Annotated in this window: 37 protein-coding genes and 2 tRNA genes; 18 read left to right on the forward strand and 21 right to left on the reverse strand. The window is 40.9% G+C overall.

The genetic code is table 11. The features are described 5' to 3' along the window. The first annotated feature begins 131 nt into the window (after positions 1 to 131). From rpsB to FTV41_RS03225, 3 genes are all read left to right on the forward strand, one after another. Positions 132 to 878 carry a 30S ribosomal protein S2 gene (gene rpsB, locus FTV41_RS03215; RefSeq protein WP_004972791.1) on the forward strand — a complete coding sequence of 249 codons (747 nt, stop codon included), beginning with the start codon at positions 132 to 134 and terminating at the stop codon, positions 876 to 878. 143 nt (positions 879 to 1,021) lie between these two features. Continuing rightward, positions 1,022 to 1,897, forward strand: coding sequence for a translation elongation factor Ts (gene tsf / locus FTV41_RS03220; RefSeq protein ID WP_004972793.1), 876 nt, complete (start codon positions 1,022 to 1,024; stop codon positions 1,895 to 1,897). A gap of 193 nt (positions 1,898 to 2,090) precedes the next feature. Next, positions 2,091 to 2,612, forward strand: a complete 522-nt coding sequence (locus FTV41_RS03225; RefSeq protein WP_004972795.1) for a DUF3465 domain-containing protein — start codon at positions 2,091 to 2,093, stop codon at positions 2,610 to 2,612. Between the two features lie 34 nt (positions 2,613 to 2,646). Here FTV41_RS03225 and FTV41_RS03230 read toward each other — a convergent pair whose 3' ends face one another. The 7 genes from FTV41_RS03230 to FTV41_RS03260 all read right to left on the reverse strand — a co-directional run bounded on the left by FTV41_RS03230 (position 2,647) and on the right by FTV41_RS03260 (position 8,797). Then, on the reverse strand, positions 2,647 to 3,102 hold the full coding sequence (locus FTV41_RS03230) for a DUF962 domain-containing protein (RefSeq protein ID WP_004972797.1): 456 nt from the start codon (positions 3,100 to 3,102) through the stop codon (positions 2,647 to 2,649). A 231-nt stretch (positions 3,103 to 3,333) separates the two neighbouring features. Beyond that, the gene (locus FTV41_RS03235; RefSeq protein ID WP_179996093.1) at positions 3,334 to 3,942 is read right to left on the reverse strand and encodes a septal ring lytic transglycosylase RlpA family protein; all 609 of its coding nucleotides are present in this window, start codon (positions 3,940 to 3,942) and stop codon (positions 3,334 to 3,336) included. A gap of 294 nt (positions 3,943 to 4,236) precedes the next feature. Continuing rightward, positions 4,237 to 5,238, reverse strand: a complete 1,002-nt coding sequence (gene mltB, locus FTV41_RS03240) for a lytic murein transglycosylase B (protein ID WP_179996094.1) — start codon at positions 5,236 to 5,238, stop codon at positions 4,237 to 4,239. Positions 5,239 to 5,607: 369 nt separating this feature from the next. Next, a complete protein-coding gene (locus tag FTV41_RS03245) occupies positions 5,608 to 6,258 on the reverse strand; it encodes a hypothetical protein (RefSeq protein ID WP_070152374.1) in 651 nt (216 codons plus the stop codon). An 18-nt stretch (positions 6,259 to 6,276) separates the two neighbouring features. Continuing rightward, the gene (gene queF / locus FTV41_RS03250; protein WP_179996095.1) at positions 6,277 to 7,092 is read right to left on the reverse strand and encodes an NADPH-dependent 7-cyano-7-deazaguanine reductase QueF; all 816 of its coding nucleotides are present in this window, start codon (positions 7,090 to 7,092) and stop codon (positions 6,277 to 6,279) included. Then, complete coding sequence (locus FTV41_RS03255) at positions 7,092 to 7,865, reverse strand: ABC transporter permease (RefSeq protein ID WP_096902393.1); 774 nt, start codon at positions 7,863 to 7,865, stop codon at positions 7,092 to 7,094. The genes queF and FTV41_RS03255 overlap by 1 nt, the downstream gene beginning before the upstream one ends. Next, a complete protein-coding gene (locus tag FTV41_RS03260; RefSeq protein WP_096902394.1) occupies positions 7,862 to 8,797 on the reverse strand; it encodes an ABC transporter ATP-binding protein in 936 nt (311 codons plus the stop codon). The genes FTV41_RS03255 and FTV41_RS03260 overlap by 4 nt, the downstream gene beginning before the upstream one ends. Positions 8,798 to 8,976: 179 nt before the next feature. Between FTV41_RS03260 and FTV41_RS03265 the strand changes: the two genes are divergently transcribed. Next, positions 8,977 to 9,052: transfer RNA gene (locus FTV41_RS03265), tRNA-Arg, on the forward strand. An 81-nt stretch (positions 9,053 to 9,133) separates the two neighbouring features. On the opposite strand, the gene FTV41_RS03270 is transcribed toward FTV41_RS03265, so the two are convergent. The 14 genes from FTV41_RS03270 to FTV41_RS03335 all read right to left on the reverse strand — a co-directional run bounded on the left by FTV41_RS03270 (position 9,134) and on the right by FTV41_RS03335 (position 16,575). Next, entirely contained in the window at positions 9,134 to 9,400 is a 267-nt protein-coding gene (locus FTV41_RS03270; protein WP_121594692.1) for a hypothetical protein, read from the reverse strand. Further along, a complete protein-coding gene (locus FTV41_RS03275; protein WP_179996096.1) occupies positions 9,397 to 9,750 on the reverse strand; it encodes a hypothetical protein in 354 nt (117 codons plus the stop codon). Before FTV41_RS03275 ends, FTV41_RS03270 begins: the two co-directional genes overlap by 4 nt. After that, positions 9,747 to 10,064: a hypothetical protein gene (locus FTV41_RS03280; protein ID WP_179996097.1), complete on the reverse strand. Its 318-nt coding sequence runs from the start codon at positions 10,062 to 10,064 to the stop codon at positions 9,747 to 9,749. Before FTV41_RS03280 ends, FTV41_RS03275 begins: the two co-directional genes overlap by 4 nt. Beyond that, complete coding sequence (locus FTV41_RS03285) at positions 10,057 to 10,374, reverse strand: hypothetical protein (protein ID WP_179996098.1); 318 nt, start codon at positions 10,372 to 10,374, stop codon at positions 10,057 to 10,059. The genes FTV41_RS03280 and FTV41_RS03285 overlap by 8 nt, the downstream gene beginning before the upstream one ends. After that, the gene (locus FTV41_RS03290) at positions 10,374 to 10,658 is read right to left on the reverse strand and encodes a hypothetical protein (RefSeq protein WP_179996099.1); all 285 of its coding nucleotides are present in this window, start codon (positions 10,656 to 10,658) and stop codon (positions 10,374 to 10,376) included. The genes FTV41_RS03285 and FTV41_RS03290 overlap by 1 nt, the downstream gene beginning before the upstream one ends. After that, positions 10,658 to 11,410: a hypothetical protein gene (locus FTV41_RS03295; RefSeq protein ID WP_179996100.1), complete on the reverse strand. Its 753-nt coding sequence runs from the start codon at positions 11,408 to 11,410 to the stop codon at positions 10,658 to 10,660. Before FTV41_RS03295 ends, FTV41_RS03290 begins: the two co-directional genes overlap by 1 nt. A 139-nt stretch (positions 11,411 to 11,549) precedes the next feature. Next, positions 11,550 to 12,545 (reverse strand): recombinase RecT, encoded by a 996-nt coding sequence (locus FTV41_RS03300; RefSeq protein ID WP_179996101.1) that lies wholly within the window; start codon positions 12,543 to 12,545, stop codon positions 11,550 to 11,552. A gap of 4 nt (positions 12,546 to 12,549) precedes the next feature. After that, the gene (locus tag FTV41_RS03305) at positions 12,550 to 12,765 is read right to left on the reverse strand and encodes a hypothetical protein (RefSeq protein WP_179996102.1); all 216 of its coding nucleotides are present in this window, start codon (positions 12,763 to 12,765) and stop codon (positions 12,550 to 12,552) included. Between the two features lie 7 nt (positions 12,766 to 12,772). Next, on the reverse strand, positions 12,773 to 13,753 hold the full coding sequence (locus FTV41_RS03310) for a YqaJ viral recombinase family protein (RefSeq protein WP_179996103.1): 981 nt from the start codon (positions 13,751 to 13,753) through the stop codon (positions 12,773 to 12,775). 2 nt (positions 13,754 to 13,755) lie between these two features. Continuing rightward, complete coding sequence (locus FTV41_RS03315) at positions 13,756 to 14,010, reverse strand: hypothetical protein (protein ID WP_179996104.1); 255 nt, start codon at positions 14,008 to 14,010, stop codon at positions 13,756 to 13,758. After that, positions 14,010 to 14,348, reverse strand: a complete 339-nt coding sequence (locus FTV41_RS03320; protein ID WP_179995571.1) for a hypothetical protein — start codon at positions 14,346 to 14,348, stop codon at positions 14,010 to 14,012. The genes FTV41_RS03315 and FTV41_RS03320 overlap by 1 nt, the downstream gene beginning before the upstream one ends. Positions 14,349 to 14,573: 225 nt before the next feature. After that, on the reverse strand, positions 14,574 to 15,341 hold the full coding sequence (locus FTV41_RS03325) for a DUF1828 domain-containing protein (RefSeq protein ID WP_179996105.1): 768 nt from the start codon (positions 15,339 to 15,341) through the stop codon (positions 14,574 to 14,576). Continuing rightward, a complete protein-coding gene (locus FTV41_RS03330; RefSeq protein WP_179996106.1) occupies positions 15,331 to 15,822 on the reverse strand; it encodes a hypothetical protein in 492 nt (163 codons plus the stop codon). The genes FTV41_RS03325 and FTV41_RS03330 overlap by 11 nt, the downstream gene beginning before the upstream one ends. A 93-nt stretch (positions 15,823 to 15,915) precedes the next feature. Next, on the reverse strand, positions 15,916 to 16,575 hold the full coding sequence (locus FTV41_RS03335; RefSeq protein WP_179996107.1) for a LexA family transcriptional regulator: 660 nt from the start codon (positions 16,573 to 16,575) through the stop codon (positions 15,916 to 15,918). Positions 16,576 to 16,686: 111 nt separating this feature from the next. Here FTV41_RS03335 and FTV41_RS03340 point away from each other — a divergent pair, with 111 nt between their 5' ends. The 14 genes from FTV41_RS03340 to FTV41_RS03405 all read left to right on the forward strand — a co-directional run bounded on the left by FTV41_RS03340 (position 16,687) and on the right by FTV41_RS03405 (position 22,697). After that, positions 16,687 to 16,887, forward strand: coding sequence for a helix-turn-helix transcriptional regulator (locus FTV41_RS03340; RefSeq protein WP_104852037.1), 201 nt, complete (start codon positions 16,687 to 16,689; stop codon positions 16,885 to 16,887). Positions 16,888 to 16,910: 23 nt separating this feature from the next. Then, positions 16,911 to 17,162, forward strand: a complete 252-nt coding sequence (locus tag FTV41_RS03345; protein ID WP_257221902.1) for a hypothetical protein — start codon at positions 16,911 to 16,913, stop codon at positions 17,160 to 17,162. Between the two features lie 45 nt (positions 17,163 to 17,207). After that, the gene (locus tag FTV41_RS03350) at positions 17,208 to 18,167 is read left to right on the forward strand and encodes a replication protein (RefSeq protein ID WP_179996109.1); all 960 of its coding nucleotides are present in this window, start codon (positions 17,208 to 17,210) and stop codon (positions 18,165 to 18,167) included. Beyond that, positions 18,164 to 18,913 carry an ATP-binding protein gene (locus FTV41_RS03355; RefSeq protein WP_179996110.1) on the forward strand — a complete coding sequence of 250 codons (750 nt, stop codon included), beginning with the start codon at positions 18,164 to 18,166 and terminating at the stop codon, positions 18,911 to 18,913. The genes FTV41_RS03350 and FTV41_RS03355 overlap by 4 nt, the downstream gene beginning before the upstream one ends. Then, positions 18,910 to 19,221, forward strand: coding sequence for a hypothetical protein (locus FTV41_RS03360; protein ID WP_179996111.1), 312 nt, complete (start codon positions 18,910 to 18,912; stop codon positions 19,219 to 19,221). Before FTV41_RS03355 ends, FTV41_RS03360 begins: the two co-directional genes overlap by 4 nt. Next, positions 19,218 to 19,409: a hypothetical protein gene (locus FTV41_RS03365; protein ID WP_179996112.1), complete on the forward strand. Its 192-nt coding sequence runs from the start codon at positions 19,218 to 19,220 to the stop codon at positions 19,407 to 19,409. Before FTV41_RS03360 ends, FTV41_RS03365 begins: the two co-directional genes overlap by 4 nt. 2 nt (positions 19,410 to 19,411) lie before the next feature. Further along, entirely contained in the window at positions 19,412 to 19,678 is a 267-nt protein-coding gene (locus FTV41_RS03370) for a hypothetical protein (protein ID WP_257221903.1), read from the forward strand. Positions 19,679 to 19,764: 86 nt separating this feature from the next. Then, a complete protein-coding gene (locus FTV41_RS03375; protein WP_179996113.1) occupies positions 19,765 to 20,166 on the forward strand; it encodes a DUF559 domain-containing protein in 402 nt (133 codons plus the stop codon). Further along, positions 20,166 to 20,681, forward strand: a complete 516-nt coding sequence (locus FTV41_RS03380) for a hypothetical protein (protein WP_179996114.1) — start codon at positions 20,166 to 20,168, stop codon at positions 20,679 to 20,681. Before FTV41_RS03375 ends, FTV41_RS03380 begins: the two co-directional genes overlap by 1 nt. 375 nt (positions 20,682 to 21,056) lie before the next feature. After that, positions 21,057 to 21,133 (forward strand) — tRNA-Arg (locus tag FTV41_RS03385). 375 nt (positions 21,134 to 21,508) lie between these two features. Next, on the forward strand, positions 21,509 to 21,697 hold the full coding sequence (locus tag FTV41_RS03390) for a hypothetical protein (protein WP_179996115.1): 189 nt from the start codon (positions 21,509 to 21,511) through the stop codon (positions 21,695 to 21,697). Next, complete coding sequence (locus FTV41_RS03395) at positions 21,672 to 21,947, forward strand: DUF968 domain-containing protein (protein WP_179996116.1); 276 nt, start codon at positions 21,672 to 21,674, stop codon at positions 21,945 to 21,947. The genes FTV41_RS03390 and FTV41_RS03395 overlap by 26 nt, the downstream gene beginning before the upstream one ends. Positions 21,948 to 21,982: 35 nt before the next feature. Then, complete coding sequence (locus FTV41_RS03400) at positions 21,983 to 22,189, forward strand: hypothetical protein (RefSeq protein ID WP_179996117.1); 207 nt, start codon at positions 21,983 to 21,985, stop codon at positions 22,187 to 22,189. A gap of 19 nt (positions 22,190 to 22,208) precedes the next feature. Beyond that, on the forward strand, positions 22,209 to 22,697 hold the full coding sequence (locus FTV41_RS03405; protein ID WP_179996118.1) for a hypothetical protein: 489 nt from the start codon (positions 22,209 to 22,211) through the stop codon (positions 22,695 to 22,697). Positions 22,698 to 22,703: the final 6 nt, after the last annotated feature.

Raw genomic sequence — 22,703 nt, forward strand, 5'->3', positions numbered from 1 at the left:
ATATGTTTCAAAGAGCTTGGTAAAAGGGAAATTAAAAATCCGCACATATATCGTCACATTACTCTGGGTGCCCTTTGGGGTGGAGAATGCGGATATATGGAGGCCTAACCCAAACATTTAAGGTAAAGAAAATGGCAGATTACAACGTAAGCATGCGCGACCTTCTTCAAGCTGGCGCACACTTTGGTCACCAAACACGTTTCTGGAACCCAAAGATGCGTCAATACATCTTTGGTGCGCGTAACAAAATTCACATCATCAACCTTGAACACACTGTTCCTGCGTTAAATGATGCTTTGAACTTTGCAAACCAATTGGCTAGCAAAAAGAACAAAGTTTTGTTCGTTGGTACAAAACGTGCTGCTTCTGCAATCATCCGTGAACAAGCTCAACGCGCTGGTCAACCGTATGTAGATCACCGTTGGTTAGGTGGTATGTTGACGAACTGGAAAACACTTCGCCAATCTATCAGCCGTTTAAAAGATCTTCAAGTTCAGTCTACTGACGGTACTTTTGCTAAGCTTACTAAACGTGAAGCTTTAGAGCGTAGCCGTGAAATGGAAAAACTTGAGCGCGCTTTAGGCGGTGTGAAAAACATGGGTGGTTTACCTGACGCATTATTCGTAATTGACGTTGATCACGAAGCAATTGCAATTAAAGAAGCGAAAAACTTAGGTATTCCTGTAATCGGTATCGTAGATACAAACTCTAACCCAGACAACGTAGACTACGTTATTCCGGGTAACGACGATGCGATCCGTGCAGTAACACTTTACGCTTCTTCAATGGCTGATGCGATCATTGCTGGTAAAGAATACGCTCAAACTCAAGCCAATGCTCAAGCAAAAGGCGAAGAAGCTCCTGCTTCTGAGGCTTAATGCGTTTTGACGTAAGCTTGTCATTTTTGCGACATGTGATGGTGGCAAAGTAAGCGTCATGTATGCAGACGGCCCAAGAGACACCCTCTGGGCCGTTTCTGTTAAAAAAAGAATTCATTTTCTACCGATTTTAGGAGATAAACATGACTGCAGTTACAGCAAGCATGGTTAAAGAATTGCGTGATCGTACTGGTCTAGCAATGATGGAATGTAAAAAAGCATTAACAGAAGCGGGCGGTGACATCGAATTAGCGATTGACAACCTTCGTAAATCTGGTCAAGCAAAAGCTGCTAAAAAAGCAGGTAACATTGCTGCTGACGGTGCAATCACAATCGTTCAAGAAGGCAACAAAGCGATTCTTTTAGAAGTAAACTGTCAAACTGACTTCGTTGCAAAAGACGAAAACTTTGCTGGTTTCTCTGCGAAAGTTGCTGCTGCTGCTCTTGCTGCAAACGAAACTGATGCTGCTAAAATTGCTGAACTTAAACTTGAAGATGGCGCAACTGTTGAAGAAACACGTGTTGCACTTGTTCAAAAAATTGGTGAAAACATCCAAGTTCGTCGTGCACAAATCGTTGAAGGTGAAAACCTTGCTGTGTACAAGCACGGTTTAAAAATCGGTGTTGTTGTTTCTTACACAGGTGATGCTGCGACTGGTAAAGGTATTGCAATGCACGTTGCTGCATTCAACCCAGTTGCTGTTACTGCTGAACAAGTTCCTGCTGATCTTATCGCTAAAGAGAAAGAAATTGCAGAAGCGAAAGCAGTTGAATCTGGTAAGCCTGCAAACATCGTAGAGAAGATGGTAACTGGTTCAGTTGAAAAATACTTGAACGAAGTTGCGCTTGATCGTCAAATGTACGTAATTGACAACGAGAAGAAAGTTGCTGAAGTATTAAAAGCAACTGGTACAACTGTTGCTCAATTCGTTCGTTTCGAAGTAGGCGAAGGTATTGAGAAAAAAGCAGAAATGAGCTTCGCTGAAGAAGTTGCTGCTGCTCAAGCTGCTGCAAAATAATTTTTACTTAAGGTAAAATATTTTGTAAGGAAAGCCCCAATTTATTTTGGGGCTTTTTTGTGAATATAGATTTTAGCGATATGCAATTGAAGCATAAATATTGAGATGAGAATTAAAAAATATTTATTTTAAATCAGTATGTTATGGGTGATTGACTTAATCGTATAGAGCGGAATCAGAACAAGAAGGTTATATGGCAAATAAAAAGAATTTAAGCATCGGCGCAATTATTGTAGTGCTAATTGCTGCATTTTTTGGCATAGATTTACAGCAGTTTCAGTCTGAAACATCAAATGCACCATCTACAAGTACTGCTCGCACATCGCAAACTGAAAAAGAGCAGTTAGACGTACAGCGAGATGCGCTGCAAGATGATGCTCAGGGTGTTCAGCTGATTGAACGTGCGTTTGAGCGCAAACAGAGCGATTTACAAGTCCGTGCGAGTGGGCAGGTCATTGCAGTGTTAGCGGATGACAACGAAGGCTCACGTCATCAAAAATTTATTTTAAAACTGAATAATGGGCAAACTGTATTGGTTGCACATAATATTGATCTTGCACCACGAATTACCAATATTGCAAAAGGTGATACTGTTGAGTTTTTTGGTGAATATGAATACTCAGATAAGGGTGGGGTGATTCACTGGACGCATCATGATCCAGCAAATAAACACGTGGGCGGATGGTTAAAACATCAAGGAAGAACCTATCAATAACGGTTCTTCCGATAACGAAAATAGGATATAGCGTTTAAATGCTCATAATGCTGTTTTTACGACGTGTTTTCCAAGAGGGTAGGATTTTACCTAAATAGGCATCCATGCACCAAATTGGGCCAATGAGAAGGAATTGGAGGTCTTTGAAGAATGAAGGCTTTTTCCCTTCAACTTTGTGACCATAAAACTGCCCAATCCACGCCAAAACAAAAATTGCGATATAAAAACCCATTCCAACAGGCAAAACATAAATCAGCCATGCCATTACCAGCATTAATGCTGCCATTGCAACTGCAAGAACCAAGTCTAAACGTGCATAAAAAATAAAACTGAGCACCAGAAGTAATGTTGTTAGTAAAGCGCTGAAATGCGCCAAGATGCCGACAATCGAAAAAAAGATCGTAGGTACGCACACCCAGTGAATTAATTTATTGGTTTTATTTTGATGGCTCTCGCTGTATTCATCAAGCCACTCGCTTACTGTCTTCATGTGCTACTCCTGTAGACCGATCATCCGTTGTTATTGTTTGACTGTCTAAAATATAACTGAGAACAGTGAGGCGGTCAAAACAGTATTCATATTTTCAAAATGAAGTGGCAACAAAATTTGTGTGGATCATCTTTGTGCAGACATGCATGGGATGACTGTAAATCTTACAGGCATTAAAAAAGCCACATTGCTGTGGCTTTCAAGTCAAATGTGAAGTCGTGTAAGCGAATCTTAAGAGTTTGGACCGTCAATACGCTCAATGCTTACTTTGGCAGTACCTGCATTGGTGATGCCCAATTGTTTTGCAGCGCCATAAGAAAGATCGAGTACACGGTTGCCATGGAATGGACCACGGTCATTTACTTTAACTACAACGCTTTTACCATTGTTTTTATTGGTTACGCGAATATAGCAGTTTAGCGGCAGGCTACGGTGTGCAGCAGTCATTGCGTTCATGTCGAACGTTTCACCGCTTGCAGTTTTACGACCGTGGAATTGACGACCATACCAAGACGCCATACCTGTTTGGCTAAATTTACGTACAGTATTTGAAGCCACAGTGTTTAACTTCTCAATCACTGAAGGCTCTTCTGCAGGAATTTCAATTTTCGCTGCAATCGTTTGACGACGAATTTGGTCGCCTGAACGTTCGGTGATTGAAAGGCTGTTTAAATTTGAGAAATGTGAATTAAAACTTTGAGCTTCTTTATTGAGTACACGCGCAGCTAGGCTAGATGACTCATTATCATTGTTGAATGATGATTGCACCATTTCAGCTTGCGACTGACTTAGGGCAATAGCTGCAGAAAGTGCAAGTAAGTATTTAAGTGAACTATGCATGGTTTGAACTCCTGAAGACAGAATTTTTAACTTATTTCGCTCTTAACTGATTGAAATAGCGGTAATCCTGTCTGTAATTTCACTTTTTCGACTACATTTGACGAAATGGATAATATTCACCCCTTACTAAAGGTGTCTAGTCTTTATACGAAAATAATGACAAAAAGTGACAAAAACCAACTCTATTTGATTAAAAAATAATCAACATTGTAACATAATATTTAAAAAGTTTGTTTTGTGATCAAATTGTTAAAAATATTTCTTGACTTTTTGGTTTTGTGTTTGAACTCGCGCTTAGCGGCTCGCAATTTCAGTGCCCAATAACCACAGTGCAGTCGCATACATACGGCTACGGTTATAAGTCGTAATCACCTGAAAATTTGGATAGGTTATATAGTAGATATGACCATAATTTTCTTGTAATTGAATGACATTGACCAAGTCGAGGTCATCTATTTGCACAATTGGATTCATTGGCATCACACCTTGCGATTTTAAAACTCCATAAGGTGTTGGCAGGGTTAAATCTTTGGCGATGACGCTGTCAGGATTGTTGCCTGTATACCGTGCAGCAAATGCAATGGGTTGATTACGCTGCCAACCATGTTGTGCTAAGTAGTTTGCAATAGAGCCAATGGCATCGACTGCCGAGTTGCGTAGATCAATATGTCCGTTGCCGTCATAATCGACCCCAAATTTTGGAATATTGCTAGGCATAAACTGCGGATAACCAACAGCACCTGCATAAGAACCAACAATTGAAGAAGTTGGCACACCATCTTTATATGACCATGCGATCAGTGCTGCGAGTTCATCTTTAAAGTATTCCGCGCGACGTTCATAACCAAAGCCTAAGGTGGCAAGGGCATCACGGGTTACAAAAGAGCCCTTATTGCTTCCAAAACCTGTTTCTACACCCAGAATCCCTAAAATAATGGATTGCGGTACACCAAATTGCTCTTCAGCACGATTGAGCGTGTCTGCATATTGTTGTTTAAAGCGCACACCGCGCTGAATAGTGCTTTCTGCAAGGAAATTGGTTTTATAGTCGTACCAAGGCTTACTTTCGCCTGGGCGGTTCATGATGTTGATGATATTGGGTAAGTTTTTAGAGCCTTCCATCGCCCAATCGACTTGTGCTGCACTCAAGCCATAGGTCTGCATGGTTTTTTGTTTAAAACTGGCATAAGACGGATGATTTTGGAAATCATTGGCCTGACAAAAACTGGTGATAGAAAATGCACCAATGAGTAAAGAAAGACGTTTTAGTTTGTTATAAAAATCAAGTTTGAACATATTGAGGAAAATTCCAAATTGATGATTTACACAACTTATTTATATGCAGTAAATAAGTTGCTACTTATATATGAAGAATAAGCCGCTATTGGGGCCAAACTGCGAAAGCGAAGTAAGCGGCTAAGATAGCATTCATGCGTGACTGGTTTGCAAAAACTTATACAAAAATAGACAAAGAATGTGTAAAAAGCGCGCAGGATTTGTAACAAAATTCAATCTAGGTGCAAAAAGTTATTCTTGATTGTGCAAAAGTTGCAGACATATCCTGATATTGCATTGCATATAAAAATGCCTGATCAAAATCAGGCATTTTGCACTTAACATGCAACAAAAGGGCTTAAAACGCATTATGAGTTAAACCCACTGATATTAATGATGGAATAAGGTGTCGTGATATTCCGCTAAAACCAAGAGTTCCTCTTTGGTTAAATTTGGGATGATTTTATCCACCGCAATATGGACAGCTTTAATTACCGCTGCTGCGCCAATATCTGCTGCTTTACGCTTAATCATGCCCAAATCGAGGGTTTTGTTAAAGTCGCTCATAAAGTGGCGTACCGTCGCTTCTGCAAACTGTTTATATAGTTCGGTTAAAGCAGCTTTGTTCACTTCATTGCCTGCTTGAATTTCGGCATAGTTGTGTTTCAGGTTGGTCACTAAACTTGCATCGAGCGTTTCACCTACACGTGCATTGCCTGCTGCATCTTTAAAGCTACTGCGCTCAGAAAATTCAATCGATTGTTTCACGACATCATTTGGCGCTTTGCTTAATAATTGTTTTAGGAGTACTGCAACGGTAGATTTGACATAGCCCGCAAGTTTTTCGGCAGTGTCGCGTTTATCGCTGGCAGGAAAACGACGTACCAACTCGGTTAAAATGGCATCAATGATTTCTTCATTAATCATTAATGCGGTTTTGTCGCGCAGTGGGTACAGCGGCTCACTTGAATTTTTTTTCTGTTGTGCAGTTTCAATCGTATTTAATAATTCTGCAGATGGAATGAATCCAAAAAATGGCATTGTTCAACCTCAATGTTGTTATTGTCGCGCTAAACGAATAGGGCGAGGCATCCATGTTAAGTCCGATACACGGCAAGGGTTAATGTCTAAACCACCACGACGTGTATAGGTTGCATATACCATCAGTTTTTCTGGTGCGAATTTTTGCCAGATGTCTGCAAACATCTGTTCCACACATTGTTCATGGAAACCATTATGCTGACGATAAGAAATAATATAAGCCAAAATACTGCGATAACAAGGTTTTTTGCCTTGATAACGGATAAAAACCGTGCCCCAGTCAGGTTGTCCTGTGACTGGACAATTGCTGCGTAATAAATGCGAGTAAAGTTGTACCTCTACATCTTCCGCTTGTTCTAAATCGAATTGCAATAAACTTGGGTCAGGATGCTGCTCTAAACGCTCAGGCGTGAGCTGATCAATGCAAATGCCCTCAGGCTGGCTAATCGCTAAATCATCGACCTGAAATAAAGTTAGCGTAACAGGTGCTTGCGCAGCAGCCGTTAAATCATGCTCAACAGTTTCAATGAAATTGGCTTCAGACTGAAAGCGGGTAAAGTTCATACTATTAAAGTAGAGCTTTAATGATTTTGATTCGATCAGGTTAGGCGATGAAGCAGGTAGTGTAATCCGACCAATCGCAACTTGCGGAATGCCTGCGGCATTCAACCACGAAATTTCAAAAACGTGCCACCAGTCTTGCCCCAGTTGAATTCCCTCAACATCTGCATATTTTTCACGTGCAGCAGCACGTGAAATAGGGAACAAAATATCGGGTTGATATTCTGTAGGATAATTGGTGTCTTTACCAAGAAGAGATTGTTCAACACTCATTATTCACGCATTCCTGAACCACGAGAAAGTAAATGATAGGCAATACCATAAAGCACAGCACAGCATAGTGTAATCACAGATAATGAAATCGTCACGTTGACATCACTATGGCCTAAAATGCCGTAACGGAAAGCATTAACCATATACACCACAGGGTTAATTAAAGAGAGATTTTGCCAAAAAGGGCTTAAGGCACTAATGGCATAGAATACACCACCTAAATAAGTCAGTGGAGTCAGTACAAAAGTTGGAATAATAGAAATATCATCAAATGATTTGGCATAAACAGCATTAATAAAACCGCCTAATGAAAATAAAAAGGACGTAATTAATACGGTATAAATGGTAACAAACCAATTGGTAATATAAAGGTCGGTAAAGAATAGACTCATGGTGGTGACAATAATACCGACCAATACGCCACGACTAACACCACCCAAAACATAGCCCCATAAAATGGCATGCAAAGGTACAGGGCTCATGATTAGTTCTTCAATGCTTTTCTGGAATTTTGCACTAAAAAAACTTGAAGATACGTTGGCATAGCTGTTGGTAATGACTGCCATCATAATTAAGCCGGGCACAATAAATTGCATATAGCTAAAGCCGCCCATTTCACCAATACGCGAACCGACCAAATTACCAAAAATCACAAAGTACAAACTCATGGTGATGGCTGGCGGGAGCAAGGTTTGAGGCCATATGCGCATAAAACGACGAACTTCTTTATGTACTAAGGTATAGAGTGCAATCCGTAGTTGGGTAAAATTCATTGCGCAGCTCCATCTAAATTCTTTTCGACCATTTTGACAAATAACTCTTCTAGACGGTTGGACTTATTACGCATACTGCGCACGCGAATGCCTTGTGCTTCTAAAAGTTGGAATAAATCATTTAAGGTGTGAGCTTTATCCATAGTGACTTCTAGGGTCACTGCATCAATTAAGTTGAAACGTACACCAATAATATCTAGATGAATGGGTTGAATAGGTTCAGCCAAATCGAAAATAAAAGATTCTTCACTTAACTGGTTTAAGAAGTTTTTCATTGAAGTGTCTTCTTTAATCACACCACGATCAATAATCGCGATACGACGACACAACATTTCCGCTTCTTCTAAATAGTGGGTAGTGAGAATGATTGAGGTGCCTTTATCATTCATCTCTGTTAAAAAATCCCACATTGAACGACGCAGCTCAATATCTACACCTGCAGTGGGTTCATCCAAAATAAGCAGTTTCGGCTCGTGCATCATGGCACGTGCAATCATTAAACGACGTTTCATACCGCCAGACAGCATTCGCGCTTGAGTGGCACGTTTATCCCATAAACCCAGTTTTTCTAAATATTCTTCGGCACGTTGCTCGGCAACTTTTTTAGGGATGCCGTAATAGCCTGCTTGTGTGACCAAAATATCAAAGGTCTTTTCAAACTGACCAAAGTTAAATTCTTGCGGTACTACCCCTAAACATTGCTTGGCTTGGGATGGTTGGGTATCTAGATTATGCCCAAAAATTTCGACGGTACCTGCAGTTTTTTTGGTAAGAGAACTGATGATGCTAATGGTTGTAGATTTACCTGCACCATTGGGTCCAAGTAGGGCATAAAACTCGCCTTCAGGAACGGTCAAATTAATTCCTTTCAGTGCTTGGAAACCATTTCGATAGGTCTTTGACACGTCCCTTAACGTCAATGCATCAGTCATGAAATTCTCACTTGAGGAATAGAGCCACTATTGTGAGCGATCCACGTCAATAAACCAAGTAAGTTACATGGAATTCTTTGTTCCAAGTTTGGAACATTGTTTAAAGCATAAGCATAAAAATACGTAACTTATATATAGTTGCTTTACCTTCAGCAATTTTTTGTTATGATGTGCAGCGCGCGCTCATAGCTCAACTGGATAGAGTACAGGTCTCCGAAGCCTGTGGCGTGGGTTCGAGTCCCGCTGAGCGCACCAATACATACTATAAAAACAATAACTTATATACACTTTGGCGTAATATTGGCGTAATCCATATTTTAAACAAGAAAAACCCCGCTAAATTTTGCGGGGTCTGCCTGTCTTAATTTTCAAATCTTCTGGTCTTTCACTCAACCAATCAGATAGCATTTTCAAGTTCCATCTGCGACCTTTTGAATTGTCTGTGATGTATCTTGGTTTTGGGAATCCTTTTAAGCAAATAATAGATGCTTTGAAATAAGTGCCCGCATAACCCAAAAAATCTGCCGCCTGTTCATCTGTAAGCCAAATATCCGCAGGAGGCAGAGCAACAACCAAGTTGCCCATGTTTGCCATTGCTGTCATTGATTCACCTCCAATCTTTTACCTGCTTTGATTTCTTCATCTGTGGCGTGTTTTATTTGAAATGACCAACAACCTAATGAATTTTCCAAAAAGTATTTAGTTTCTGAGCCCTTGATATGCGGTGTAAGATTTTCAATTCTTTTGATCTCATTAACCGTATCCAAAGGGTAAGATTGAGCCAATACAACCTTATCCCCAACCTCAAAAATATTGTGCTGGCGGCGGTATTCGAGCATGTGGTCGCGCAATGCATGGGCATTCATAATAAAACCAATGTTTGGCTGACTTAAAATATCCTTGCACTTTTCATATCCGCCAAAATCTCTGATCACTCTTTCATAGAATTTCACGACACCTCTCCCAAAGCCTTCACCACGCCATACTGGTCATGCTTATTAATATATAAAGCAAGCATGTTGTAGAGTGGATGCACAAAGTGTTTTTGCACACGGATAATGATTCCAGTACCATCAACCTTTCTGCTCTTTGTGACCTTGATAACCCATTCAACAAAATCAGAATTTAAATGACGCATATCAACCGCTATTTCATAAAGAGCGCCTGTTTCACCTGGATCTAACACCAAGTCAAAGGGCAACTCCTTGTGCAACTCACCAGCAATGAAATTCGCTACGCCGACGTTCGTTTGCTGAATTTCAGTCATTAGCTTGCTCCAGTGCCGCCTCAACACCAATTGCAATAAGCTCTTGCAAGCGCTCATAAGTGACCATGTTTTCCATTTGCTCAACAAGTTTATTGTTGATTTCAAATTGTTCGAGTAGAGCTTTTTCGGATTGGGCTTTGGCTGCTTGCCATCCAGCACGGAACGCATCCCAAAGCTCGTTAAACTCGTCTACTTGCAATTCCATTTCGCTATCTAGCGCAATATACTGCTGCAATTCTTCATCAAACTTAAAAGACCAATCTGGATTTACATTGTTTGATTCCTCAAAACATTTTCTTTGAATATCCATCACGCCACCTCAAATTCTTCAAATGTTATTTCGCTACCAATATCTTTTAGTTTTCGCCAAAGCCGCTTAGCTGCATTGATATTCTCTTTGCGCACGCCACGATAAAAATCCAAAGGCAACCACTCACCATCACACCACTGTCTGCCGCAATTTATGCAAGTTGAGCCCCATCCGCGATAGTGTTGAAAAAACTCAATAGCTCGACTATTTTTCTTGCAGTCTGGGCAGTTAAATCGAACTATTCTTTTGGCGTTAAATCGAGATGTACTGATATGAATATCCATCACGCCACCACTTCCTCACTAAGATTCACACCAACAAGACGACCACCATCAATACAGAAATTGACTGTGTTTAAACCAAATAAGTCAGACAATAGGACGTACAGCTGATCTTCCGTAATTGTTAAGTGGTTTTTGGTTGTGACCACTGTTTTGATTTGGTCTTTTAGTAAAGCGATGGCATCAGGCTCACTTGGTTGTGGATCCTGAGCAGATGTTTCTACAACAGGCTGCACACTAATCACATTTTCTTCAGCAGCTGGTGCCGCAATAACTTCAGTATTCATTTCTTGGCTATTAGTTTTTAATTGGTATTTGTAGCTGCCGAATTTACCAGTACGGATAATTTCACCTTCGTTTTTCAGCTTATAAATACCATTGGTGAATTGCTTGTCATTCAGTTGCAAAGCAGCCATCAATTCAGGCTTTGTTAAACCTGCAGGAAAGTCATGCAAATATTGCAAAATTGCATCATGAGCCTTTACCTGCGCTACAGTTGTGACTTGTTCTGCTTGTGGTTCGGTTGAAATTTCTGCTCTAGCCACACCTGACAGAAAATAAACACCATGCTCTTCTTGCACATCGATCGTTGCTAGAGTGTTTTTCACGGTCTTAATACTAAGGCGGCAAACAGTCATTAATTGGTTTGCAGATAAGCCAAGCGGGTCATTCTTTAAAGCATCAATTACCTTGTCTTTTGCTTTTTGTAGAGCCGTTTGCTCGTGTAATCGTTTTAGATCAGCTGCTGAATTCATTATTCTCTCCAGTTCGCTTCTTTGAATTTTGCGTCAAGAATTAGGCTTTCAATTTCACCTAAACTCACGTTGTTAAATATGTGCGTCATCTTGGTCCCGAACACTGTCAGTGTTCGGGTGATGGTTGAATATGAAAAACTCATGGTGTTAGAGCTGCTTCTTGAGCTTCATACGCTGAATTAATTTGAGCAATTTGCTGTTCAGTCATTTTCGCTGTAAATGGTTCAAAACGGGTCGCCATGACTGCATTCAATGCATCCAAGTCGCTTGCGTTGTTGATTTCATCAATCACAGCGGTCACAGATTCAGCAGGGAACATTTGAGCTTCTTTAAGCTCTTTATGTTTGGCTTTGTATGCCTCCCCAATTTCAGATTTGGCAGGTTCGCCCAAATTGAGTGCCACAATATCAGCACCAATCTGCTTCAAATCATCAAGTGACGTTGCGTTATCAATGCGCTGGTAATAAGCAGTAAGGTCAATTTCAGTGGCAACAGACTCAACCGCCTGCTTCTTGGCCATACGTGCTTTTAATGCAGATGAACCACTATTTGCTTTTGCATTGCTTGTTTCTGGTGTAACCGTAGCAGGGGTAATATCAATTTCCTTGTCCTTTTCTTCCTCAGCAATTGCCATACCTTTAAGCACGTCAGGGAAGACATCACGTAAAGCATAAGAGCGTGCACGTAATTTCATCATGCGCTTTGGATACTGTGTCCAAGGTCCTTGCTTACCTGACAAGCCAGCTTTTTTGGCATCTTCCATGCTGAACTCAGAAACGGTTGGCTCTTCGCCTTTACGCTTTACTGTGCAAATTGCCTTAGTACCATCTTCTGAAAGTTCTTCACGGATGAAGTCAAGTAAGCCTGAGCCACGCACCAAGGCAAGCATTGCATCACCCCAGATAGAAGGGCGACCATTAATTACAGCAATGTTTTGCATTGCTTGAAGTGGCTGCAATCCGATTTCAGCACCCCATTGCATAGCAACTAGAATGTTGCCTGGCTTACGCTGATAATCCTTTGGCACAATGTCAGAACCCGCCAAAAGGTCAGCAATCTGCATTGCTTCTTGCAAGTTGTTTGGAGTTAAGAAATTAACAGCTTGGTTCGCTGGAGCTTTAACAATTGAGTTCATGGTTTTAATCCTTTGAGTTTAATTCTTTAAGTTTTTGCAGCATTTGGTGTGCAAGTTCGATTTCTTCTTCATACAGGTAAATTTCACGGCCATCATTGATATGCAGGCCGTAAATCACCTCTATCTTCTCGGTTTCCACATCCCGAAAAAGATTTACCTGCACCTCCTCATCGTGTTTAGTGAACCTAGCGGAAAGTTTTTCGACTGTGATTTGACTCATACCCACCTCAACCAATCCGCAGCACACGAGTGCTAGAGGTCTTTAAAAATTGTTCATAAATCTCAGGATGTGCAGCCTTTAATGCTTTGCTGTCTAAGGTGTTGCGTTCCTGATATTTGAATGTGGCCAAACGCTTTTCTTCAGCAATGATCATTTCCGCATCTTCCATGCGTGTGCAGATCTGCAGCTTGAGTTGGTCAAGCTCGGCTGTAGCTTCCTTGATGTTGCTGTTTAGCTCTTTGTATTCGGTGATGATCTGCGCCAGCTCGCTATCGGCTTCCACAGCCTGATCAGGATTGTGTTTTGCCCAGCGATGCAAGACATCATCAAATGTGGTTGGCGCTGGTGGTACGTCTGCCAACACATGCTCATGCCAAAACTCAGAACATTGCTCGATAAGCATTTCAAACAATTCAGGGTCGAAAGCAATTTGGTAGGTACGGAACTTTTGACCACCGATCAGCACGCCTAAACCGCAAAGTGATGCACCTGTAACACCCATGTACCACTGGCATTGAGTCAGGTAATAATCAGGTACCGACTCAGTTTGCTCATCACCCCAAAGTTTTGCTAAGTATTGGTTTGCAGTCTTGCACTCAAGAATTCGGTCAGTGGTTAGCTTTCCATTTTTGATGCGTACATTGCCTGCAATTTCAGGATTAATGATTGCACGGTCAATATTGGCACGCATCCAGTCATGTTCAGGGTGGGCGATCGTTGCATTAACACGCTGCACCTTAACGCCATTCCGTTTGGCATACTCTTTGGCAACAATGTCCTCCAAAGTGTTGCCCCAGTAAGCAGCCTCAGATTGAGAATCTTCAAGTTCAGACCGTGAAGTTTTATCAAGCCACAATTGATACGGTGATTTGTACTTGCTCAAACCAAGGATTGCAGCAACGTCTGAACCACCAATACCTAAACGACGAGACTCAAGCCATGCTTGGCGGGCGTTTTCAGCACTTTGTAAATCCACTGCAGTATTCATATTTAGTCCCCTTGATATGCGCCACAAACGCTTTTACGTGGGTAAATTTCAGAACGCACAAAGCCACGAGTTACTTGTGCAGGCATTTGGTTGATAGGGGTTGGCCACATCGGGAAATAAGAGTTCAAATCTACCCAGTGACTACCATCAAATTTTTGATTCGTGTCTTTGCGGTAATACTCAAGCGCTTCACCATTCACTAAAGCGTGATGTGTTGCGCCAGCTGGAGGTGCAATTTTCGGAGTGAAGATACTCATCAAACACCCCCTACAATCGCAGCATTAATTTTTTGAATTTCGTAGCGATCTATTTCAGCGTTTACTGACTCGTTGAAGCGAATCACGTTGATAACTTCCATTTCTGCAACAGATGCGTCATCAAGTTTGTATTCAACATAAACGTCAGCATCATCAGCCTTGATACGTGCCGTGCAATATTCATCAGCGCAGAAGCTGTTTTGCATTTGGTATGAGCTGCTATAAAAATGCTCAGTAGGTTGCTCTTTGGCAGGCTGTACCGCATACGCTGCGAACATCCCTGAGCCAACAAGTAGTGCGAATAACGCAGCCTTGAATGATTTTTGAAGTTTTGCCATAATGACCTCGTTGTATTCGAGCCCGCCTGATTTGACCGTCTGCGGGCTTTTTTGTGTTTACGAGGTTAAATATCGCATTACCGATATTATTAGTCAATAGGCAAACCGATAAAAATATAGAAAAACCGATAATTTTTTATTTTTGAGTTGTGCTTTACGCTTTAATAGACAAAAGAAAACCCACCGCTGGGGTGGGTTTGTGCTGCTATAGAGCTAAGTTGAGTATCAGCAAACTAATCGATGTTTGATTTTTTTCTCGATAGCTTGCGTTTCATGCAAATTAGGAATTATATCGTTAGCTGCAATCATGAGTCGATTTAAATCCTGTGTTGGTAATTTTGAAGAATCCTCCAAAATCACTAAGGAGTTAAAGTTGATATTATGCTTTTCAAGGTATTGCATTGTAATAATTGATAATCTAACAGAGTCCTTATTGCTGGCACCGAATAGAAATAAAGGGGTCTCTGCCTCTACCATGTAATCAATAACATAATCATCAGCATTTGGTAGCCCTGGGACGCGATAATTTTCATGAATCTGGTCGGATGGTAGCAGAGAGAATAAAGCCTCTCTAAGCTGATCTTTAAATGTAGATACAACTCTATGTTGTTTTAGTAACGCTAAATCGCTAATTCTATTTAACAACCTAGTGAATTCAAACAAGCCCATGACTAGTTGGTCAGCTGGGATCTGCATTGTGAACTCACCATCATCATATTCAGCATTAGCCTCTGCTACATAGTTGTTAAATAAATCAAAACGTGAGCCTTTTAACAATGTGTCTAAGTCATTCTCATAGCTTAAGCGCATCATCGTGCTTGCGCCATCTGATAAACGCCAACCACCAGTTATTTCACTTAAATAAATACTAAAAGCATCACCATCCATATCAAATATAGGCAGGGATACTATTGCTCCATTTCTAGTTTCTTTAAAACCTATATCACGACAAAAGCTATTGCAAAGCAATTGTTTAACTTCATTAATTTTCATCAAACAATCCTCCTTGCTCTATAAGTTGTCCGATGTTGATATCAATTATATTAAAATCTTTTAGTACACATTGTATAGCGCCAGATAGATTTTTATATCTATCTGTTTGAATAGCAAAGTTTTCAATTTTTTTGGAAACTTTTAGTGATGCTTCATTAGCTTGATGGATATGGCATTGAAAATCAAATCGTTGACCATCACATTTATTGACATGAACATGGCTACTTCCATTGTATCTTGCTAGCGTAATATCACTTTCATTTGACTCCAAGTAACTCAATCCACATGAGAAATTATCCTCATCTAGATTTGATTGTCTCATGTAAAGCTTGAATCTATGTTTTTGATCCTGGCTACACAACTCAATAGAAAGCTGTCTAAATTTTAGCTGATCTATCCACTTTTGACGAAGTGGCTTTAAGAGTATTTTGGGAACACTTTTTAAGGCTATTATTTCATCATCTTTTGGTCTTTTTCTCATTTGCCACCCCATTTAAAACAAAAACCTAATATTTCTAAAATCATGCAGCGGGTTCACAATTAATACCTAAGCCGCATATAGCGGCTTTTATTTTTAATTCTTGCGCGGTTTTTTCTTGGCTCGGTAAACGAAGCGAATGCAATCCACCACTTCACCAACAAATACACACTCCTCATCAAGTGGAATAATGTTTGGTTTAAAGTCAGGATTAAGTGCTTGTAAGTAGGGTGAGCCGTCAGTTTCGATTACCAATCTTTTAAATGTTGCATCATCGTGTTTTCTAACAACAACCAGATCACCAGACTGCATATCACAATACTGCACATGCGGATCAACAAGGATGTAGTCGCCCTCATGGAAAGTAGGGTAGTTGCTTAAACCTTGAACCTTTAAATAAAAACAATCCTCACAGTCATCTGGAAGCGGAAGCCATTCTTCGACCTGCGACATATCTACAGCCTGAACATTGGTGAATACGCCTGCCTGCACCCAAGAAAGAACAGGAGCCATGTTTGGCTTAATTGCGGCGACATTACTTGTAATAAGATCAGCTGTATCCACACCTTTCTTTAATTCTTCCGCAGTAACTCCGAGCGCAGTAGCAAGCTCAACTACAAAGCCTGTATTTCTAGCATTACCAGTTTCAAGGTCAGAAATTACAGACTGCTTTACGCCTGATTTTTGCGCCAAGACAGCCTGAGTCATCTTTTTGGCTTTGCGTATCTTTCTTAAATTTTCACCAAGAGTAGCCATGTGCTTCTCCTTTATAACCATTATCGGAATTGTGATACAAAAACCAATCGGTTTGGCTATTGTATAAATATCGGAAAAACTATATATTGGTTAAAAATATCGGAGGTTGATATGAATCAATGGCAATCCATGATTGTGGATTTAAAAGAAAAAGGTCTCACTCAAACCCAGATCGCCAGTGAAATTAAATGTTCGCAAAACTATGTAAGCAATCTTGAAAACGGCTTATGTGGAAAACGGATCGGGTATGACTTGGGCAAAAGCCTAGAACGCCTGTGGAAAAAACACTGTTCACACAGTCCTGCAGCATAGGTGGAAACATGGGGGTGGACGATATGAATGAAGCACTGGAAGCAGGATTCCTAGAAGGGAAGCTTTGCAATCCTGTGACTGTGAAATTTAACGACAACACAAACCAAGCGATTGAAACCATTTGCAACGCACAAGGCATAACTGTTGCTGAGTGGTTAAGAGATTTAGCCATAAAGAACCTCGTTGCTCGTAAGCGTGAGTTTCATCGTATGGAAAAACTATGGGGGCAGACAAAGGAAACTTCGGCTACCTCGGCAGACAAAGAAAAAGCCTGATGGTTGAGATCAGGCTTTTGGTATTCAAAACTTAGAGGGCATTGAATGAACACAAATTTAGCACATGAACCACTCAACCAACAAGGTGAGGTTGTGAATTTTCCCAAAAAAGAGCGAAAAGCCATGTCGAAAAAAGATGATGGGTATTCACCCTTGCCCAATTTCATCTGTGACGAAGGCTATCTGGCTGTATTAAGTGGGGATGCTATTAAGTGCATCGTTCTACTAAATCGCCACATCAAAGGCTTTCACCTAGATCAAAAGTCAATGAGTGAAACCTTGGTGATGAAAATCACTGGAATTAAAGACAAGCGAACTGTCCGTAAATGTATGGCCGAGCTAGCCAAATACCAATTGATCATCATCACGAAAACACTAGGTAAAAGTAGCTCTTACACACTGACTTTAGGTGATCGTATTTCTGTTGAAGCAGTAGCATCAAATGTAACTACATCTAATGCAGTTACATCTAATGTAGTTACATCTCATGTCACTACACCAGTAACATCAAATGCTACTACACCAGTAACATCAAATGCTACTACACCAGTGACATCTCATGTCACCACCACTAGTGACATCAAATGTCACTCTGTAAAAGAAATAGATTTAAAAGAAAATATTAAAGAAAAATTTAAAGAAAGGGATACTCAGCAAAATCCAGTAGATCAGGTATTGAATCTCTGGACACCAGATTTACATTCTTTGAATTCTTGGTTGCAACGATCAGGTGAAATGCCAATGACACAAGATCAAGTGAATCAGGTTTTGCTGGAGGTCAATGCGCATTACGAGCAAAAGTTTAAATCTGGGCTGATTACAGAAACTCAGATGTATTCAAATTTTGTGAAATGGATTAAGCGAAAGTTTTCACGCAATACAAATACCCACCAATACAAACAAAGCCAAGTTAGCACTTCACGCAACGTCAACGACGCTTGGGGCGATGTGACCCAGTACGCGCCTTGCTCAACTGACGATATCGATTTGGGGGACCTTGTATGAACTCAATTGCAGCAGTAGCAGGATTTAATTTCCAAGTGAGTAGCGACATTTGTCCCATCCACGGTGAACTCAAAATCAAAGCGGGCAGTAGTTTGGTTTGTGGAACCTGTGCAAAAGAAAATGTGATTCAAAGCAATCTGGAACATCAAAAAACAGTTGATGCCATGGTGCGAAAAAAACACTTTGAAGGTGCCAAGCTCCCAAGCCGACACGCCAAAAGTGGATTCAACGAGTACATCACTCAAAACGATGGCCAAAGAAATGCCAAAGAGCTTTGCGTGAAATACACCAAGGATTTTATTACGGGCCTTACACGTAATTTGATCATGGTTGGTCGTACTGGTACGGGTAAAACGCATCTGTCTTGCGCCGTGGCTAGAAACGCTTTGGATAAGGGTAAATTCGCAAGATACATCACGTCTGAAGACATGTCAGCAGAAATTGCCAATGCATGGACTAAGCCCGATGACAACGAAGCTCAAGCGGTTTACCGATTCACTGAATACGATTTACTGATTTTGGATGAATACGGTTTGCATGATCGGCACGAGAACAGACTTCAGCTGGTGCACAAAGTGCTGTACGCACGTTATGACGAAGGCAAGCCAACAATGCTCATTTCAAATTATACGTTAGAAGAATTGCGCAAAGATTTAGGTGATCGACTGTGGTCCCGTTTTCAACATGATGGGTTGGAGGTTGTGGAATGCAACTGGGCAGATCAGCGAGTAGGGGGTGTGGTGTGAGCAAATCAGTTGCAGAATTCTTAAAGAATGGCGGGGATATTAAACCAGTTGAAAGTGTGATTGATAAAACAAGGAAGCTCACATTTGAAGATCAGTTAAATATTTTGCTTTTCGCATGCTATGCAACTCAGTTGTTCACTGTGAAAGATATTCAAGAAGCCGTTATTGATGCACACAGGGCAACCGTTTATAGCCAACTGCAAAATTTTGTTGAATGGCGATATTTGGAGCGTGTTTCAGGTAGTCACTACAAGGCAACGCAGTACGCCAAAGACATCATGAATGTTGAAAGGGAGTTGAAGGCATGAATTTAACAATCGAACAAATGCGGAAAATTGTGGATGGTGCGCCTGAGGGTTTCGATGTCTATGAGACAGATACACACGTATTTGATTTGGATGAGTTGAGAGCAGCCATCGCCGACCACGACCGCACGGACTATGTAAGTGATATTCGCAACCACATATCGCCGATGACGATTGTGCAGGGGGATTGAGTATGAAAGCGAATGAGTTTAGCACTGACGACCTAAAAGCCCAGCTTAACAACATGGAGCAGTGCTATATCCAGCTCAAGCAAGAACACAATGAGCTAATCGCATTCAACACTGTGCAGGATCGTAAGCAGAAAGCTGCGGAAAAAGTTGCTGAGAAATATAAGCGAAAAGTTTTAATGATTGCTGATCTTTTACGTGATTCCACTGACAAGGATATGACATTGAAAGCCATTCAAACAGTCATAGAACGGGTAGGTGAACATGTGTAAATTCTGTGGCCGCTTAAAAGGCGGTTTGGTTTGTGGGTACTGTGGCTGGGTGCCAAGTCGTGTGATGTATGCATTGCGAGGTGCCAGTGACTAGCATCTCACTTGCTGAATACAAAAAACTTTATGGCGGTGGTCGTAAGACTGCCACCAAACGCACAACCAAAGTTAAGGGTGTAAGGGTTGAGAGCAAAGGAGAGGCGGCACTAATCCAGCAGCTCAAAGCATTACAAATTGAATTTGAGCAAGAATTTCAATTTCACTCAACACGAAAATGGCGGGCAGATTTTTATATTAAGAATACGAAGCTGCTGATCGAAGTTGAAGGCGGTATATGGTCAGGCGGCAGGCATACACGGGGTAATGGTTATTTGGGGGATATGGAAAAATATAACGCAGCAACAATGATGGGATTTCAGGTTTTACGGTTCAGTACAGAGCAAGTGACAAGCGGATTTGCAATTAAACAGATTGAAGGGTTGGTGAAGTGATGAATGCAGCAGTTAAACAGAAACATATTTTGCAGGCGGTTGATTGGTCACGTTTTGATTTAGAGGGGTGGTTGTATCAATTTGGAGCATGGCAAGACAGTGTCAAAGGTACCTGTGGGAAGTCATTAAACCCTATTGCTACTGCAATGGATCAAGCTGTAAGTAAACGGAAAAAGCTAAAAATGGGCGTTAAGAAAAAACGCCAAATTATTGCGGATGCAATGTGTAGCGACCTTGATTTTCTGCCAACAAAAAAACAAACCCCTAAAGACATTGTTTGCCAGATCAGTGATGATGAAGCGCGTGCAGTGCAGCGCCTAATTTTGGATATGCAAGGCAGATCGGATATTTTGGATGATTGGCTGGATGCAGTCATAGTGAGATATTTTTATTTTAATAGCTGGTCTGAAATGCGAACTCCATATCGCACTGAGCATGACGCCAAGCAGGATGTTAAGTGTGGTTTAGCTGCACTGCATGTTCGCTATGGTTTTATTAGGTATGAAAAAAATTGACCTTGCGCAAGGCAGATGCTATATTTATGTTAAGTGGTCAAAGTCATGTATACGCACTTAACCATGAAAGCAAATGACGATCAGGAAAGACTGATAATTACCGTAAAGGCTCACAGAAATGTGGGCTTTTTTGTTGCCTGTAAAAAGGTAACTCATTCCTACTGGAGTGCTGACCAGTGGAACATGCCATCGAGTAAACTTCCTTCGGGAATCTGGACTAGGGAGTAGCGTCCCGAACTAAAGAGGATTGAAAGCAAGTAAAGCAGACCGTGCATGTTAGGTGTGTGTGATTGTGAGTAGCGGTAGATCAGTTGCCGAGCTGGTCAATATCGTAATCTAAGGCAGGGTGTGGCAGATCGCCACATCCTTATTTAAGCGCCATTAGCTCAATTGGATAGAGCATTGCACTTCTATTGCATTGGTTGCGGGTTCGAGTCCTGCATGGCGTGCCAGATGCTACCCTCGCAAATGAGGGCACCAAAATTTCTGCATGTTTTAGCTAAAAAATAAAATAAATCATTGGTTTTAATGAACAAATTACTGACATTATTTTAGATAGATTTAGTTATTTTTAGTTATTTCGATTTGCGATGAAATAAGGAGAAAACATGCTCCGATTATTAATGTGCTTATTCGGTTTTCATGGTGCGACTGAGATTGATTACACGATTGATGATGAAGAAATCAAAGTGTGTCGGGATTGTTTGAAAGAAGTTAAATGAACCCTCGCCACAACTCCAGTGGCATTTGCCGAACGTATTACGGCACATAAGACCCTGCTCAATATGCATTATTGGCAGGGTTTTTCTTTTCTTATCAGGTGGTGTATGGACATCATAGAAGCAAAACGGAATTTAGAAACGCTGGAAAAGAACCGCAGCCGATTGATGAATTACAACCATCTGTTTTCAAGCTATGCGTTTAAAGAATCTTGCAGTGCTGAATTGCGCAAGATCAATAAACAGATTCATGGCATAGCAGAGCAATTAAATGCGCAATCCAAAAAGACTCGCTGAGATTCGTAAGCTTCCGTGTGTGAAGTGTGGTAATCCAAACTCGCAAGCTGCTCATTCAAATAGCGCCAAGCATGGTAAGGGTAGAGGAATCAAAAGTTCTGACCTATTTACCGTTCCCCTTTGTTTTAAATGCCATGCTGCGTTTGATCGGTTTGAGCTTGGCAATCGGGCAGAGAGTGAAGCCATGTTTGAGAAATGGTTGGTCAAGACTGAGCTGATGATGAATCAAACAGACAAAGAGATTTTTTAACTGAGCCAGATGGCTCTTTTTTTTGTGAGAAGAAAATGAGTAATAAAGAACTACAACCACATGAACAGCGCGTAGTTGAAGAAAAAGATCAACTCAAAGAACGACTTGATAAGTTGCGTGATTTTCTGCAAAAAGGGCAGCCAACTTTCATTGATGATAAGAATTGGGCTTTGTTAAACGAGCAGTACGATGCAATGAATTGGTATTACACATTGCTTGTTAGTCGGATTGAATTGTTTTAAGTAATGGCAGGAGCAGGAAATGCAAAAAGCCGTGTTTCCTATCCAATCACATGCTGACATCACCAAAGCCATTAACTTCATGCACACCAATTACACTCAGGCGATTAATGATGGCAAGCCGTTGGTGGTGCGTATAGATCAGAAGCAGGAAACACTGTCTAGCGCACAAAGACGATTGTATTGGCTTTGGATGACCGAGTACGGCAAACAGCGCGGACTAGATAAAGAGGAAGCTTCTGCATTTTTTAAATACAAATACCTTTCGATTATTTATAACCGCGACAAGGTTGGCGAGTATCCTGAAACATTTAAAGTCATGCGAGAGCTTAAAGAATCAGGCAGTTTAGGCTATGAGCCGTTAAGACAGTTTGTATCAAATCGAATGAGTATTACAGAAGCCACGACAAAGCAGATGGCCGAATATTTGAATGATATTGAAGTGTGGTGCTTGAAAGATGGTGTGAAGCTGACTTGTCCAGATGATTTGAAGTATTTGAGAGAACAATAACAGGCA

This window comes from Acinetobacter sp. YH16051, from assembly GCF_013417135.1.
GTDB classification, from domain to species: Bacteria; Pseudomonadota; Gammaproteobacteria; order Pseudomonadales; family Moraxellaceae; genus Acinetobacter; species Acinetobacter towneri.

Bases quoted from the DNA above. Each gene is read 5' to 3' on its own strand.
- FTV41_RS03270 (WP_121594692.1), bottom strand. From the start codon at position 9,400: ATGACAGCAATGGCAAACATGGGCAACTTGGTTGTTGCTCTGCCTCCT.
- FTV41_RS03225 (WP_004972795.1), top strand. From the start codon at position 2,091: ATGGCAAATAAAAAGAATTTAAGCATCGGCGCAATTATTGTAGTGCTA.
- FTV41_RS03325 (WP_179996105.1), bottom strand. From the start codon at position 15,341: ATGAAAATTAATGAAGTTAAACAATTGCTTTGCAATAGCTTTTGTCGT.
- FTV41_RS03300 (WP_179996101.1), bottom strand. From the start codon at position 12,545: ATGAACTCAATTGTTAAAGCTCCAGCGAACCAAGCTGTTAATTTCTTA.
- FTV41_RS03245 (WP_070152374.1), bottom strand. From the start codon at position 6,258: ATGCCATTTTTTGGATTCATTCCATCTGCAGAATTATTAAATACGATT.
- FTV41_RS03340 (WP_104852037.1), top strand. From the start codon at position 16,687: ATGAATCAATGGCAATCCATGATTGTGGATTTAAAAGAAAAAGGTCTC.
- FTV41_RS03335 (WP_179996107.1), bottom strand. From the start codon at position 16,575: ATGGCTACTCTTGGTGAAAATTTAAGAAAGATACGCAAAGCCAAAAAG.
- FTV41_RS03405 (WP_179996118.1), top strand. From the start codon at position 22,209: ATGCAAAAAGCCGTGTTTCCTATCCAATCACATGCTGACATCACCAAA.
- FTV41_RS03255 (WP_096902393.1), bottom strand. From the start codon at position 7,865: ATGAATTTTACCCAACTACGGATTGCACTCTATACCTTAGTACATAAA.
- FTV41_RS03365 (WP_179996112.1), top strand. From the start codon at position 19,218: ATGAATTTAACAATCGAACAAATGCGGAAAATTGTGGATGGTGCGCCT.
- FTV41_RS03290 (WP_179996099.1), bottom strand. From the start codon at position 10,658: ATGGATATTCATATCAGTACATCTCGATTTAACGCCAAAAGAATAGTT.
- FTV41_RS03345 (WP_257221902.1), top strand. From the start codon at position 16,911: ATGAATGAAGCACTGGAAGCAGGATTCCTAGAAGGGAAGCTTTGCAAT.
- FTV41_RS03285 (WP_179996098.1), bottom strand. From the start codon at position 10,374: ATGGATATTCAAAGAAAATGTTTTGAGGAATCAAACAATGTAAATCCA.
- FTV41_RS03235 (WP_179996093.1), bottom strand. From the start codon at position 3,942: ATGCATAGTTCACTTAAATACTTACTTGCACTTTCTGCAGCTATTGCC.
- FTV41_RS03390 (WP_179996115.1), top strand. From the start codon at position 21,509: ATGGACATCATAGAAGCAAAACGGAATTTAGAAACGCTGGAAAAGAAC.
- FTV41_RS03330 (WP_179996106.1), bottom strand. From the start codon at position 15,822: ATGAGAAAAAGACCAAAAGATGATGAAATAATAGCCTTAAAAAGTGTT.
- FTV41_RS03400 (WP_179996117.1), top strand. From the start codon at position 21,983: ATGAGTAATAAAGAACTACAACCACATGAACAGCGCGTAGTTGAAGAA.
- FTV41_RS03230 (WP_004972797.1), bottom strand. From the start codon at position 3,102: ATGAAGACAGTAAGCGAGTGGCTTGATGAATACAGCGAGAGCCATCAA.
- FTV41_RS03280 (WP_179996097.1), bottom strand. From the start codon at position 10,064: ATGACTGAAATTCAGCAAACGAACGTCGGCGTAGCGAATTTCATTGCT.
- queF (WP_179996095.1), bottom strand. From the start codon at position 7,092: ATGAGTGTTGAACAATCTCTTCTTGGTAAAGACACCAATTATCCTACA.
- FTV41_RS03295 (WP_179996100.1), bottom strand. From the start codon at position 11,410: ATGAATTCAGCAGCTGATCTAAAACGATTACACGAGCAAACGGCTCTA.
- FTV41_RS03370 (WP_257221903.1), top strand. From the start codon at position 19,412: ATGAAAGCGAATGAGTTTAGCACTGACGACCTAAAAGCCCAGCTTAAC.
- FTV41_RS03315 (WP_179996104.1), bottom strand. From the start codon at position 14,010: ATGAGTATCTTCACTCCGAAAATTGCACCTCCAGCTGGCGCAACACAT.
- FTV41_RS03395 (WP_179996116.1), top strand. From the start codon at position 21,672: ATGCGCAATCCAAAAAGACTCGCTGAGATTCGTAAGCTTCCGTGTGTG.
- FTV41_RS03260 (WP_096902394.1), bottom strand. From the start codon at position 8,797: ATGACTGATGCATTGACGTTAAGGGACGTGTCAAAGACCTATCGAAAT.
- FTV41_RS03355 (WP_179996110.1), top strand. From the start codon at position 18,164: ATGAACTCAATTGCAGCAGTAGCAGGATTTAATTTCCAAGTGAGTAGC.
- FTV41_RS03380 (WP_179996114.1), top strand. From the start codon at position 20,166: ATGAATGCAGCAGTTAAACAGAAACATATTTTGCAGGCGGTTGATTGG.
- mltB (WP_179996094.1), bottom strand. From the start codon at position 5,238: ATGTTCAAACTTGATTTTTATAACAAACTAAAACGTCTTTCTTTACTC.
- FTV41_RS03305 (WP_179996102.1), bottom strand. From the start codon at position 12,765: ATGAGTCAAATCACAGTCGAAAAACTTTCCGCTAGGTTCACTAAACAC.
- FTV41_RS03350 (WP_179996109.1), top strand. From the start codon at position 17,208: ATGAACACAAATTTAGCACATGAACCACTCAACCAACAAGGTGAGGTT.
- FTV41_RS03310 (WP_179996103.1), bottom strand. From the start codon at position 13,753: ATGAATACTGCAGTGGATTTACAAAGTGCTGAAAACGCCCGCCAAGCA.
- rpsB (WP_004972791.1), top strand. From the start codon at position 132: ATGGCAGATTACAACGTAAGCATGCGCGACCTTCTTCAAGCTGGCGCA.
- FTV41_RS03320 (WP_179995571.1), bottom strand. From the start codon at position 14,348: ATGGCAAAACTTCAAAAATCATTCAAGGCTGCGTTATTCGCACTACTT.
- tsf (WP_004972793.1), top strand. From the start codon at position 1,022: ATGACTGCAGTTACAGCAAGCATGGTTAAAGAATTGCGTGATCGTACT.